This window comes from Amycolatopsis sp. A133, from assembly GCF_031082405.1.
In the GTDB taxonomy this organism is placed as follows: Bacteria; Actinomycetota; Actinomycetes; order Mycobacteriales; family Pseudonocardiaceae; genus Amycolatopsis.
The window spans coordinates 33,793-46,281 of sequence record NZ_JAVHJU010000067.1 but is presented as its reverse complement, the minus strand read 5'-3'; the positions used below and the strand labels follow the sequence as shown (position 1 = coordinate 46,281).

At 72.6% G+C, this 12,489-nt stretch carries 12 protein-coding genes and 1 pseudogene; 6 read left to right on the top strand and 7 right to left on the bottom strand.

Annotated features, from left to right (window positions below; genetic code table 11):
• The first annotated feature begins 19 nt into the window (after nucleotides 1–19).
• The gene (locus tag Q5425_RS39240) at nucleotides 20–697 is read left to right on the top strand and encodes a hemerythrin domain-containing protein (protein ID WP_308677487.1); all 678 of its coding nucleotides are present in this window, start codon (nucleotides 20–22) and stop codon (nucleotides 695–697) included.
• Here Q5425_RS39240 and Q5425_RS39235 read toward each other — a convergent pair.
• Genes Q5425_RS39235 through Q5425_RS39215 form a run of 5 tightly spaced genes read right to left on the bottom strand, consistent with a single transcriptional unit; the run spans nucleotide 687 to nucleotide 6,367 of the window.
• Nucleotides 687–1,556, bottom strand: coding sequence for an NAD(P)H-binding protein (locus tag Q5425_RS39235; protein ID WP_308677486.1), 870 nt, complete (start codon nucleotides 1,554–1,556; stop codon nucleotides 687–689). The two genes, Q5425_RS39240 and Q5425_RS39235, sit on opposite strands and share 11 nt — an antisense overlap.
• Nucleotides 1,557–1,567: 11 nt before the next feature.
• The gene (locus Q5425_RS39230; protein ID WP_308677485.1) at nucleotides 1,568–3,679 is read right to left on the bottom strand and encodes a xanthine dehydrogenase family protein molybdopterin-binding subunit; all 2,112 of its coding nucleotides are present in this window, start codon (nucleotides 3,677–3,679) and stop codon (nucleotides 1,568–1,570) included.
• Complete coding sequence (locus Q5425_RS39225) at nucleotides 3,676–4,686, bottom strand: xanthine dehydrogenase family protein subunit M (RefSeq protein WP_308677484.1); 1,011 nt, start codon at nucleotides 4,684–4,686, stop codon at nucleotides 3,676–3,678. The genes Q5425_RS39230 and Q5425_RS39225 overlap by 4 nt, the downstream gene beginning before the upstream one ends.
• Nucleotides 4,683–5,231 carry a 2Fe-2S iron-sulfur cluster-binding protein gene (locus Q5425_RS39220; RefSeq protein WP_308677483.1) on the bottom strand — a complete coding sequence of 183 codons (549 nt, stop codon included), beginning with the start codon at nucleotides 5,229–5,231 and terminating at the stop codon, nucleotides 4,683–4,685. Before Q5425_RS39220 ends, Q5425_RS39225 begins: the two co-directional genes overlap by 4 nt.
• A 29-nt stretch (nucleotides 5,232–5,260) precedes the next feature.
• The gene (locus Q5425_RS39215) at nucleotides 5,261–6,367 is read right to left on the bottom strand and encodes an MFS transporter (RefSeq protein ID WP_308677482.1); all 1,107 of its coding nucleotides are present in this window, start codon (nucleotides 6,365–6,367) and stop codon (nucleotides 5,261–5,263) included.
• A gap of 281 nt (nucleotides 6,368–6,648) precedes the next feature.
• Between Q5425_RS39215 and Q5425_RS45945 the strand changes: the two are divergent.
• The 3 genes and pseudogenes from Q5425_RS45945 to Q5425_RS39205 all read left to right on the top strand — a co-directional run.
• Nucleotides 6,649–6,870, top strand: a pseudogene (locus tag Q5425_RS45945) (NAD(P)-binding domain-containing protein); the annotation flags it as partial.
• Nucleotides 6,871–6,961: 91 nt separating this feature from the next.
• The gene (locus Q5425_RS39210) at nucleotides 6,962–7,324 is read left to right on the top strand and encodes a hypothetical protein (protein WP_308677481.1); all 363 of its coding nucleotides are present in this window, start codon (nucleotides 6,962–6,964) and stop codon (nucleotides 7,322–7,324) included.
• Nucleotides 7,325–7,409: 85 nt separating this feature from the next.
• On the top strand, nucleotides 7,410–7,760 hold the full coding sequence (locus Q5425_RS39205) for a UBP-type zinc finger domain-containing protein (RefSeq protein ID WP_308677480.1): 351 nt from the start codon (nucleotides 7,410–7,412) through the stop codon (nucleotides 7,758–7,760).
• A 4-nt stretch (nucleotides 7,761–7,764) separates the two neighbouring features.
• Here the strand turns inward: Q5425_RS39205 and Q5425_RS39200 are convergent, their stop codons facing one another.
• Entirely contained in the window at nucleotides 7,765–8,112 is a 348-nt protein-coding gene (locus tag Q5425_RS39200) for a metalloregulator ArsR/SmtB family transcription factor (RefSeq protein ID WP_308677479.1), read from the bottom strand.
• A gap of 29 nt (nucleotides 8,113–8,141) precedes the next feature.
• Here Q5425_RS39200 and Q5425_RS39195 point away from each other — a divergent pair, with 29 nt between their 5' ends.
• Entirely contained in the window at nucleotides 8,142–8,747 is a 606-nt protein-coding gene (locus tag Q5425_RS39195; RefSeq protein ID WP_308677478.1) for a type 1 glutamine amidotransferase domain-containing protein, read from the top strand.
• Nucleotides 8,744–9,724, top strand: coding sequence for an aldo/keto reductase (locus tag Q5425_RS39190; RefSeq protein ID WP_308677477.1), 981 nt, complete (start codon nucleotides 8,744–8,746; stop codon nucleotides 9,722–9,724). Before Q5425_RS39195 ends, Q5425_RS39190 begins: the two co-directional genes overlap by 4 nt.
• Here Q5425_RS39190 and Q5425_RS39185 read toward each other — a convergent pair whose 3' ends face one another.
• Nucleotides 9,725–12,445: an AAA family ATPase gene (locus tag Q5425_RS39185; protein WP_308677476.1), complete on the bottom strand. Its 2,721-nt coding sequence runs from the start codon at nucleotides 12,443–12,445 to the stop codon at nucleotides 9,725–9,727.
• Nucleotides 12,446–12,489 lie beyond the last annotated feature (44 nt).

The following is a 12,489-nucleotide window of genomic DNA, read 5'->3' as shown; positions in this document are numbered from 1 at the left end:
TCCACCGAGGAGACGAACCATGCGCATCGATCAGCACAGCCCCGCGGGCAGGCCGGATACCGAAGAGATGAAGGTGATCCACAAAGCCCTTCGCCGCGAGATGGACTTGCTGGGGCCGGCGATCGCCGCCGTGCCCGCGGGCGAGCGGGCCGCCGCGGCGACGATCGCGAAGCACGCCGGCCTGATGCTCACCATGCTGCACGAGCACCACGAGAGCGAGGACCGGTACCTGTGGCCGTTGCTGCACGAGCGGCTCACCCTGGACGACAGCCTCATCAACACCATGGAAGAGCAGCACGAGGCGCTGGCGAAGACCATCGCGTCGATCGAACCGGATCTGCCCGGCTGGGCGGCCACGGCAACCGCGCAGCTGCGCGATCACCTGGCCGCCCGTTTCCGGGAGCTGGCCGCAGCTCTGCGGGAGCACTTGGACCTCGAAGAGCAGCGGGTGCTTCCGCTGATCCGCGAACGGCTGTCGGTGGCGGAGTGGAAGGAGCCGCAGAAGGCGGCCATGCGCAATCTGCCCGGCGGCTTCCGGTCCCGGATGCTGCTGGCGGGGGTCGTGCTCGAAGACGCCACGCCGGGGGAGCGCCGCTGGTTCCTGCACGAGATGCCGGCGCCGGCCCGCCTGATCTGGCGGATCGCCGGCGCTCGCCTGTACGCGGTTCATGTGCGCGCGGTGCGCCTCACCGGCTGAACTTCGCGGCGTGCTGCCGGGCGAAGTCGTCGATGGTGCGCGGGGGGTGACCCGTCACCTCTTCGACGGTGGCGGTGGTCCCGGCGCCGTAGCCGTGGCGCAGGACGCCGTCGTAGAGGGTGGCCATGTCCTCGGCGTAGCCGGCCCGGTTGCCGTCGGCGAGGTACCGGCGCAGGAAGCTCTCCCGCGTCCCGTCGACGTGGCTCAGGGGCCTGCCGACGACGTCGGCGATCCGGGCCAGCGCTTGGGCCGCGGTGAGGTCTTCCGGGCCGGTGAGCACGAGGTCACGGTCGCCGCCGGTCGGGGCCAGTAGTTCGGCGACGGCGACGTCGGCGATGTCCCGGGCGTCGATCATGGCCATGGCGCCGTCGCCGAGCGGGAGCTCCAGCCGGCCGGCGGGGTCGATCCAGGGGATGTACTGCAGCAGGTTGTCCATGAAGAACGCGGGCCGCAGGATCGTGTGGGGGATTCCGCCGGCCGTCAGCTCTTGCTCGGCCGCGTAGTGGACGCGGGCGAGGGCCAGCGGCGCGTCCGGGGACACCCCGCCGACACTGATCTTGACCACCCACCGCGCCCCGGCCTTGGCCGCGGCGCGGATCACCGTCTGCTCCTGGGCGAGCTGGGTGGGCACGTTGGCCGTCACCAGGAACACCGTGTCCACATCGGCCAGCAGTTCGGGAACGCGGGCCTCGTCGGCGAGATCGGCTGCGACCGCTTCCACGGCCGGCAGTTCCCGGTGCAGGGCGGTGGCGCTTTCGGGCCGGTGCACGACACCGCGCACGGCGATCTCTTTCCCGGCCAGGTGACGTGTCACCAGCCCGCCGACCGTGCCGGACGCGCCGGTCACGAGAACCTTCATCGATTTGCTCCTCACAGTTGCTGCTGGACGGCACGGGAACCCGGCGGGCGCAGGTTCTCGAGCCTGATGGGCAGGTCGCGGATGCGGGTGCCCGTCGCGTGGAAGACCGCGTTCGCGATGGCGGCCGCCGCACCGACCACGCCGATCTCGCCAATTCCCTTGCCGCCCAGCGGGTTCAGCTCCCGGTCCTGCTCGGGCAGCATGATCACGTCGATGTCGCGGACATCGGCGTGGGCCGGGAAGTGGTAGCCGGCGAGGTCGTGGTTGACGAAGTCGCCGAACACCGGGTCCAGCTCGGCGGCCTCCATCAGGGCGCCGCCGACGCCCATGATCATGCCGCCGATCAGCTGGGAGCGGGCGGTGCGCGGGTTGAGGATGCGGCCGCCGGCGAACACGCCGAGCATCCGTTCGACGCGCACCTGACCGGTGACGGTGTCGACGGCGACTTCGGCGAACTGGGCTCCGTAGGCGTTGCGGCTGACCTGGCGCATCGCGGCCACCTCGTCGGTGGTGTCGGCGTGCACCGTCAGCCCCGGCCTCGCGCCCTGCTCCCGCAACATCCGGCCGGCCTTGTCGATCGCCCAGCTCCACGACGCGGTGCCGAGGGAGGCGCCGGCGAACGCGGCGACGCTCAGCGATGCGCGGCCGAGCACGAGCCGGATCCGCTCGACGGGGACGGCCAGGGCGTCCGCGGCGACCTGGGCGAGCACCGTGCGCGCTCCGGTGCCGATGTCGACCGCGCCGATGGCGAAGGTGAACGTCCCGTCCGTCTCGGCGGTGGCCCGGGCGGTGGAGGGCACGGTGAACACCGGGTAGCGGGAGGCGGCTACGCCGGTTCCGCGCAACCAGCGTCCGTCGGGGCGGAGGCCGGGCCGCGGATCGCGGTCCGCCCAGCCGAACCGTTGGGCGCCGGTCCGTAAGCAGGCCAGCAGGTTCCGGCTGCTGAACGGCGTTCCGTCGGCGGGGTCCACGGACGGTTCGTTGCGGATCCGCAGCTCGATCGGGTCAAGGCCCAGCTCGCCGGCCAGTTCGTCCATCGCGCACTCGAGCCCGAACATCCCCGGGACCTCGCCGGGTCCCCGCATCCAGCCGGGGGAGGGCACGTCCAGCCGGACCGCGGTGGCGGTGGTGCGGGCGTGCTCGGCGGCGTACATCATGCGCGCCGAGCTGGCGGTCTGGTCGACGTAGCCCGACAGCGTGGAGGCCAGGTGCTGGGCCTCGTGGACGATGGCGCGCAGCCGGCCCTGACGGTCGGCGCCGAGCGCGATCCGCTGGATGGTCGGCGACCGGTAGGTCTCGTGCGCGGACATCAACGGCCGGTTCCACGCGACCTTGACCGGCCGGTCGACGAGCCGGGCGGCGAGAGCGGCGACCATCGCCGGAGGCCGGGGCGAGGCCTTGGCGCCGAAGCCGCCGCCGACGTGGTCGCAGATCACCTCGACGTCCGCGGGGTCCAGGCCGAACAGGTACGCGAAGGTCTGGCTGGTGTTCGACGGCCCCTGTTCGGAGCTGTGGAGGGTCAGCCGCCCGTCCGTCCAGGCCGCAATGGTCGAGTGCGGCTCCATGGGGTGCGCGTGCTGAGGGGGAGTGGTGTACACGACGTCGACGCGGACCTCGGCCCGGTCCAGCTCGGCGTCCGCGTCACCGCGGGCCACATGGCCGGGCCCGAGGTCGCCGACCATGTCCGGGACGTAGGCCCGCGGGTCGTCCGGCCGGAACACCACGTCGTGGGGTTGTTCCTCGTAGCGCACGATCAGCGTCTCGGCGCCTTCCCGGGCCGCTTCGGAGGAGGTCGCGATGACCGCGGCGACGACTTGTCCCCGGTAGGAGATCTCGTCGGTCTGCAGCAGGAGCAGTTCCGGCACCGACACCTGCTGCACCGGCCCGAGATCGAAGCCGGTGTGCAGCTTGGCGGCGTTGCCCGTGTGCAGGACCGCTACGACGCCGGGCACTGTCGTCGCCGATGCCTCGTCGATGCCGGCGACCCGGCCCTTGACGACGGCCGAAGTCACCGGCCACGCGTACAGCACACCGTCGACGTGGTGTTCGTAGGCGTAGGTGGCCGCCCCGGTGACTTTTGCCGTGGCGTCCTGACGTTCGAGGGGAGTTCCGATCGACGTCATCGTGTCACCTCCGGATTGCGGGCGCGGTCGGCAAGGTCGGTGAGGACGGCGGCGGTCACGTCCGCGGTGAGGTCCACTTTGAACTCGTTCTGCGGCAGCGGCGTGGCCTGGCGCAGTTCCGCGCGCGCCGCGCGGGCGAAGGACTCCGCGGTCGGTTCCTGTCCCCGCAAGAGGTCTTCGGCGACGGTGGCCCGCCACGGGCGCGGCGCGACCCCGCCCCAGGCGATGCGCACCTGGTCGATCCGTCCGTCGGCGCGCAGGGTCAGCAGGGCCGCGACGCTGATCACCGCGAAGGCGTAGGACCACCGGTCACGGACCTTCCGGTAGTGCATCACCGCCCCCGCCGGTGCCGGGGGCAGCACGATCCCGGTGATCAGGTCCCCGTGCCGCAGGACCGTCTCCCGCTGCGGGGTGTCGCCGGGCAAGGTGTGGAAGTCCCGCAACGCCACCGAGCGCGGCCCGTCGGGCCCGTGGATGGTGACCGCCGCGTCCAGCACCGCCAGGCCGACGGCCATGTCCGAGGGCTGGGTCGCGATGCAGGCGGACGAGACGCCGAGAATGCCCAGGTCGCGGTGCGCGCCCGCGCGGGCCGGGCAGCCCGAGCCCGGCTCCCGCTTGTTGCAGGGCTTGCGCACGTCCTGGAAGTACGCGCACCGGGTGCGCTGCAGCAGGTTCCCGGCCACCGTCGCGGCGTTGCGCAGCTGCCCGGACGCGCCGGCGAGAACGGCCTCGGACAACACGGGGAATCGCCGGCGCACGGTCGGGTCACCGGCCAGGGCCGCGTTGGTCACCGTCGCGCCGATGACGGTTCCGCCGTCGGGGCGGTGGCTGAGCCCGCCGAGCGGCAGCCCGGAGATGTCGACGAGGGTGCTGGGCCGGGCGACCCCGAGCTTCATCAGGTCCACCAGGTTCGTGCCGCCGGCGAGGAAGGCGGTGTCCGGGTTCGCCGCGACGGCCGTGACGGCTTCGGCGACACCGCCGGCGCGCTGGTACGCGAACGGTTTCATCGGGTCGTCACCGCCGCGACCTGGGTAATGGCGGACAGGATGCCGCGGTGGGCGCCGCAACGGCACAGATTGCCGCTCATGCGCTCGCGGATCTCGTCCGCGGTGAGCGCGGCCGCCGACTCGACGCCGTCGGCCACGTCGGGAGTGACGTGGCTGGGCCAGCCCGCGTCGGCTTCGGCGAGCGCGCCCAGAGCCGAGCAGATCTGCCCCGGTGTGCAGTAGCCGCACTGCAATGCGTCGTTGGCCACGAAAGCTTCCTGCAGCGGGTGCAGACCGTCGCCGTCGGCGAGGTCCTGGACGCCTTCGATGGTGACGACCGTGCCGCCCGAGGCCGAGACGGCCAGCTTCAGGCAGCTGTTGACCCGCTGCCCGTTCAGCAGGACCGTGCACGCGCCGCACTGCCCGTGGTCGCAGCCTTTCTTGGTCCCGGTGAGGCCGAGGTGCTCGCGCAGCAGGTCGAGCAGCGTGACGCGGTTGTCGACCGTGGCGGTCTGATCAGCGCCGTTGATGCGCAGGCCGACTTCGGTGTGTGGTGTGGTGTCCACCTTGAACTCACTTCCTGTGCTTGGTCCGGCTACCGCAGGCGGCGCAGCACGGTCGCGGTGACCGGCACCGCGGCCATCGCGGGCAGCGCGAAGACGAAATAGTCGGTCGCCACTCCGGCGTGGTCCACGACCAGGCCGCCGACGAACGACCCGGCCGCCAACGACACTTGGCTGACGGTCACGAAGAGCGCGAGCGCACCTTCGGCCGTCTCGCCTCGCATCATGTTGGTCTGCAGCGAAATGGGCACGGCGCCGAAGCCGATTCCCCACGCGCACAGAGCGACGATCACCAGGGGCTGCGCGTGCCACTGCCCGAGTGCGAGCAACGACAGGGCGAGCACGGCCGCGGCGGTGCCCAGCGTGGCGGGCAGGCTGCGGTTCAGCGTCGCCCCGGCGGTGAAGTTGCCGACGAATCCGGCGATTCCGTAGAGCAGCAGCAACACGGCCACCGTCGAGGCCGAAAAGCCCGCCCGGTCACCGAGATACGACGAGACGAACGTGTAGGCGCCGAAGTGCCCGAAGAACAACAGCGCCGAGAGCACCAGCCCGACACGCGCCCGTGGGCGGCGCAGCAGCCCGAGAACATCCCCGGCGTGCAACGCCTTGCCGGCGGGCATCCGCGGGAGCACGCGCAGCTGCAGGAGCAGGACCAGCACACTCAGCGCGCCCACGCCGAACAGAGCCGAGCGCCAGCCCCAGTGCTGGGCGACGAGGTGGCCGACCGGCAGGCTGACCACCGTGCCCGCGGAGATGCCGGCCATGATCAGCGAGGTGGCCCGCGTCACGCGGGCTGCCGGAACGAGCCGCGGACCCACCCCGGCGCCGATCGTCCAGAACGCTCCGATCGCCGCCCCGAGCAGCAACCGGGCCGTCATCACCAGCGCGAAGCTGGGGGCGAGCGCGGCCAGCAAGTCCGACAGCGCCACGACGCCCGTGAGGCCCCAGAGCACCACGCGCCGGTCCAGCGAACCGAAAGCCAAGGTGAGAACGGGCGCCGCGACCGCGGCCAGCAATCCCGGCAGGACGAGGGTCAGCCCGGCAGTGCCGGCCGAGACACCGAACTGCCGCACGATGTCGGGCAGCACGGCGATGACGATGAACTCGGACAGGACCAGCGTGAACGACGCTGCCGCCACGGAACCGACGGCGATCCACCCCGCACGTCCCCCGGCGGCCGCGGGCTCCCGTGGACCGAGACAGGCCGGCAGCGTGCCGACGGCGGTTGTTGGTTGAGGCACCGATGAGCCTTCCCGCTCGCAGACGTTTGGTCCCGCCCAGGCTGGCCGTCCCGGCCGGCCGGCGGCATCCGTCACGTGACTGCGGATGGCGTCCGCGGACGTCGGCGGCGGCCGGCCGGCACCGTTCGCCGCGGTGGTAGCGGTGCGCGGACGACCCGGCCGGATAAGTCACGTGACCGATGTGGCGGTGTCCTGTCGCCGGTCACGATGGGAGCCGACACCGAAGCCACGGAAGGGAAACGATGAAGATCGGCATTTTGGGGGCGGGAGCGATCGGCACCGCGGTGGCCACCCGCCTGGCCGCGGGCGGCCACCAGGTCGTCCTGAGCAACAGCCGCGGCCCGGACACCCTGGCCGGCGTGGTCCGGGATCTGGGCTCCGGCGTGTCGGCCGGCACCCGCGAGGAGGCGGCGCAGGCCGAGCTCGTCGTCCTCGCCGTACCCGGCGAGGACCGCCGAGGCGCTCGCGGGGCTGCCCGAGTGGAGCGGCCGCGTGCTGGTGGACGCCACGAACGACTACACCGGACCGCCGTCCGGTCCGGAGGGGGAGACCTCCAGCGAGGTGGTCGCCCGCCGGGCCCCGGGCGCGCGCGTGCTCAAGGCGTTCAACCACCTGTTCGCCGCGACGCTGGCCGCGGACCCGCGGCGGCCGGAGGGCAACCGGGTGCTGTTCGTGTCCGGTGACGACGAGGAAGCCAAGAAGGCGTTCACCGGCCTGCTGACCGATCTCGGGTTCGCGCCGATCGACCTGGGCGGCCTGGCCGACGGTGGCCGGTTGCACCAGGTGCCCTCCGGACCGCTGCTCGGTCAGGACCTCCTGCGGCTGACCCCGGCGGAGCGGCAGACCCGGCAGTGAGCTGCCCCTGCGCGTCCGCCTGAGCTGCGTTGACCACTCCGGCCGCGATCTGCCCGCGCGCCGGAGTCCCGAGTGAAGGAGTCCCATGGAGGGAATCGATCCCGTGGTGCCGCCGAGCGGCACGGGCTGCGCCGACTGCGAAGCCATGAACCCGCCCGGCTGGTGGTTCCACCTGCGGCGGTGCGCCGGGTGCGGGCGTATCGGCTGCTGCGATTCCTCGCCCAACCAGCACGCCAGTGCGCACGCCGCCGCCACCGGTCACCGGTTCGTGCGCAGCTTCGAGCCGGGTGAGAAGTGGTTCTGGGACTACGGCGAGCAGGTCATGTACGAAAGCGGCCCCGCGCTCGCCGCACCCGAGCACCGTCCGCTGAGCCAGGGCGTGCCGGGCCCGGCGGCGCGGGTGCCCGGCGACTGGGCCGAGCACCTGCACCGGTGACCGGTCAGGCGTCGACGTCCGCGGCCGCCGCGAGCACGCTGCCGAGCAAGCCCGGGAAGCGGGCATCGAGGTCGTCTCGCCGCAGCTGGACGGCGTGCTCCCGGCCTCGCACCCGCGTCGAGGTGACCCCTGCTTCGCGCAAGGTCTTGAAGTGGTGCGACAGCGTGGACTTGTGGATGTCCAGGTCGTACTCCCGCACCGAACAGGGGTGGTAGCGGTCGTCGGCCAGGGTGCGCAGGATCCGCAGCCGCACCGGATCGGCCAGCGCCTTGAGCACGGAGACGAAGTCGATCCGGTCCCGCTCGGGTTCCGGGAAGGCCGGCGACCGCTCACCCCACTGACTGTTTGACATGTATCCAACTGTAGCGCACACTGTTGGACGTGAGTCAAACTATTACGCCGTCCGCCGAGGACAACCGCGCCGCGATCGCACCCGACGTCGAGTCGAAGGGACGAGTCGCCATCCTGACCGCGGACCAGGTCGAAGACACCGAGTTCTTCTACCCCTACTACCGCTTCTGGGAAGCGGGCTACCAGGTCGACGTCCTGACCCCGACCGGCGCGGGCTTCACCGGCTACAAGGGCCTCCCGCTCAAGACCGGCACCCGCCCGATCGAGGGCGCCCAAGCGCAGGACTACGACGCCCTGTTCGTCCCGGGCGGCCTCGCCCCCGGCGAGTTGCGCAAGAACGAGGCGGCGCTGGACTTCGTCCGTGCATTCGCGACAACCGGCCGGCCGGTGGCTGCGCTGTGCCACGGACCCCAGGTGCTCATCAGCGCCGGGCTGGCCGAAGGCCGCCGCATGACGTCCTGGCGGGACGTCGCCCCCGAGGTGCGCGCCGCCGGTGCCACCTACGTCGACGAGCCGACGGTGGAGGACGGGCAGTTCATCACCGCCCGCAAACCGGGGGACATGCCGGTGCAGATGCACCGCCTTCTCGAGGTGCTCGACGAGCGCCGTGAACAGAACGACAAGGAGAACGCGTGAAGCAGACGACGCTGGGCGACGGTCTGACCGTCCCGGCGCAGGGACTCGGCGCGATGGGTATGAGCGCCTTCTACGGCACCACCGACGAAACCGAGGCGATCGCGACCCTGCGGCACGCCCTCGACATCGGCGTCACCCTGATCGACACGGCCGAGGCGTACGGGCCGTTCGAGAACGAGAAGCTGATCGCCCGCGCGCTCGGTGACCGGCGGGACGAGGCGGTGCTGGCGACGAAGTTCGCCACCGAATTCGACGACGAGGGCCGTCCGCACGGCCTCAACGGCCGCCCGGAGTACGCGCGCCGCGCGGCGGAGCGTTCGCTGCGCCACCTCGGCACGGACGTGATCGACCTGTTCTACCTGCACCGGGTCGACCCCGCCGTGCCGATCGAGGAAACCGTCGGCGGCATGGCCGAACTCGTCCGCGACGGGCTCGTCCGCCACATCGGGCTCTCGGAGGTCTCGGCGGCCACCATCCGCCGGGCGCACGCGGTGCACCCGCTCGCCGCCGTCCAGTCGGAGTTTTCCCTGTTCTCCCGGGACGTGCTCGGCAACGGCGTGCTGGACACCCTCCGGCAGCTGGACATCGGCCTGGTCGCGTTCTCCCCGCTCGGCCGCGGTTTCCTCACCGGGGAAATCACCACGGTGGACGACCTCGAACCCGGCGACGCCCGCCGCACGCTGCCCCGGTTCCAGCCGGCGGCCATCGCGGCGAACCTGCGGCTCGTCGAGCAGGTACGGCGGATCGCGGAGGCCAAGGACGCCACGCCCGCCCAGGTCGCGCTCGCCTGGGTGCAGGCCCAGGGCGCGGTCGCGATCCCCGGCACCCGGCACCGCTCGCGGCTCGACGAGAACGCCGCGGCCGTCGACCTGGTGCTGACCGGCGACGACCTTGCCGCCCTCCGGCGCGCGGTGACCGAAACCGGAGTGGCCGGCGAACGGGACACCGAGGCCGGCCTGGCCCGGATGCACGCGTGATCAGGTGTCGGAAGGTGTTTCCAGCACGTCCCGAAGCTGGGTGCGCGCCGTGATACCCAGCTTGGGGAACACCTTGTGCAGGTGGGCGCCGACCGTGCGGTGCGACAGGTAGAGCCGGTCGGCGATCTCCTTGTTGGTCAGCCCTTCGGCGGCCAGCAAGGCGATCTGCAGCTCCTGCGGGGTGAGCCCGCCCTGGGCTCCGGCTCTGGAGGCGGCGGTGGCGGGCGTGCCGCCGGCGGCGGTGAGCTCGGCCGCCGCCCGCGCCGCCCACCCCCGCGCCCCGGCGTCCTCGAAGGCCTTGCTCGCCGCGGTGAGGTGCTCGCGGGCCTGGGCGATCCGCCGCCTCCGCCGCAGCCACTCGCCGTAGGCCAGCTGCGTGCGGGCGACCTCCATGCGCGCCTCGCTCCGCCGTCCGTGCTCCAACGCCAGCTCGTAGTGCCCGGCGGCTTCCGGCCCGTCCAGCAACAACGCGCGGCTGCGGTGCACCACCGTCCGCAGGTGCGGTGAGTCGAAGACCCGGGCGTCGGCCTCGACGCGGGCCACGAACGCCTCGGCGTCGCCGGCTTTCCCGCTGCGCAGGGCCACTTCCGTCAGGTCGGCCACGCTCATCCGGGCCAGCGGGGGGAACACCTGGACCTGCATCAGCTCGGTCCAGGCTTCCTCGTAGCGCTGAGCGTGAAAGGCCACCAGCCCGGCCGCCCACGCGGCCAGGGCTGTCTCGTGTCCCCGCGGTGCCTCCGTCGACAGCCGCCGGCTGCGCCGGACGGCGGCCGCGGCCTCGGCCATCTCACTCCGCCACGCGAAGGCGTACGCGGACGCCGCCTCGGCCGCCGCGGCCACGGCCGGCAATCCGGCGTGGCCGGCGATCCGCAGCCCGAGCTCGGCCCGTTGCTGTGCCTCCTGCAGCCTGCCCAGCAGAAGCTCCGTGCTCGCGCGCGTGGCCAGGAGTTGCGCCTCGTCCACCGAGGAGCCCAGCGAGGGCAGGTAGTCGCAGCCGGCCGCCCAGGCCAGCCGAGCGGCAGGCAGGTCGTGCAGCACAAAAGCGGCGTGACCGAGCGAGAGCAGGACCCGCATGTCCTGTCCGACGAGTGGCACCAGCGAACGCAGCTTGGGCTTGAGGACGTCCACCCGCCCGGCGGGATCGACCAGCGCCCGGGCGATCTCCTGAACCGGATCCCAGCGGCCCAGATCGATCGCCGCCAATTCCCGGGCGACCGCGGCGGTCTCCTCAGCGCTACGGGCACGGTCCACGCACTCCAGGGCCATCGCCCACAACAGCCGCACCCGAGCCTCCGGGTGGCCGGATCCGTCCGGACCGGCCAGCCGGCGGACCAGCACGAGCAGTTCACGGATGCTGCGAGCCGGCACACCGGAAGCCAGCGACGTGCCCACCTCGGTGCTGGCCAGCTGGACGATCGTGTCGGGCTCGGTCGCCACCGGCACCGCTTCGCGCAGCATCGCCCAGACCGCGTCCGGCTCGCCGGCCCGGCGGGCCAGCTCGGCTGCTTCCGACAGCCGCCGGACCCGGTCGTCGACGCGCGGGGAGACTTCGGCCGCCTTGTGCAGCGCGGCGGCGGCCTCGGAGCGGGCTCCGTGCCGGGCCGCGGTCTGACCGGCGGCTTCCAGCTCCGCGGCCAGCGCCTCGTCGCGGCCGTAGGAGCCGGCGGCGCGGTGCCAGGCCGCGCGGCCCGGATCGTGGGCGGCGGCCGCCAGCGCGAGATGGGCGGCGGTGCGTTCGCGGGACGACGCCGCGCCGTACACTGCCGACCGCACCAGGGGATGCCGGAACCGCAGCCGGTCACCCGACAGCGTGAGCAGCCCGGACTTCTCGAGGGGATCGAGGTCCTCCCGCGTCAGCCCCAGTTCCCGGGCGGCGGCGACGAGCTCGGGCAGCGGCATGTCCTCCCCGCAGGCCGCCACCACCAGCAGGCGCCGGCTGCCGTCGGGCAGGTGCGCCGCCTGCCCCAGGAACGCCGACTCCAGCCTGCGGCTGGTCGGCAGCACGCCCGGCAGGAGCCCGACGGCGTCGCCGTGCTCGCGCACGGCGACGGGCAGCTCCCGCAACGCGAGGGGGTTGCCGCCGGCTTCGTCGAGGATCCGCTTCCGTTCGCCCTCACTCAGCGCGACGCCGGCGTGTTCCAGCACCTCGTCCGACTCGGCGCGGGTCAGCGGCGCCAACGGCAGGACGGCTTCGGCCGGCGCCCAGGGAATCTCGATCTCCGGGTCCTCCGCGCGGACGGTCACCAGGAGCAGGATCGGGGCGTTGGTCAGCCTGCGTGCGAGGAACTTGATCACGGCGGCGCTCGAGGCGTCCAGCCACTGGAGGTCCTCGACGTACAGCAGCACCGGCTGCTCGGACGCGGCGTCCTCGAGGATCCCGAGAGCGGCGAGCGCGACGAGGAGGTCCTGCACCCCGGCGTCGTCGGCGAGGCCGAACGCGGCCTGCAGGGCCGCGCGCTGCCGGTCGGGCAACGACGAACCTTCGTCCCACACCGGGTACAGCAGCTCGTGCAGGCCGGCGAAGCCCGGGGTGGCCTCGCTCTGGTAGCCGGTACAGCGCAGCTCGCGGAATCCCGCCGCCCGGGCGTGCTCCGCGACGGCCTCGGCCAGGGTCGTCTTGCCGATCCCCGCCTCACCGGCGATGACGACGGCGTGTCCCGCCGTCGTCATCGTGTCGATCAGACGAGTCAGGACCGACAGTTCCGACGTGCGGCCGATCACGAGGCGTGGTCCTTCCTGCCGGGCTGTCCCGCACGAGCATAGGT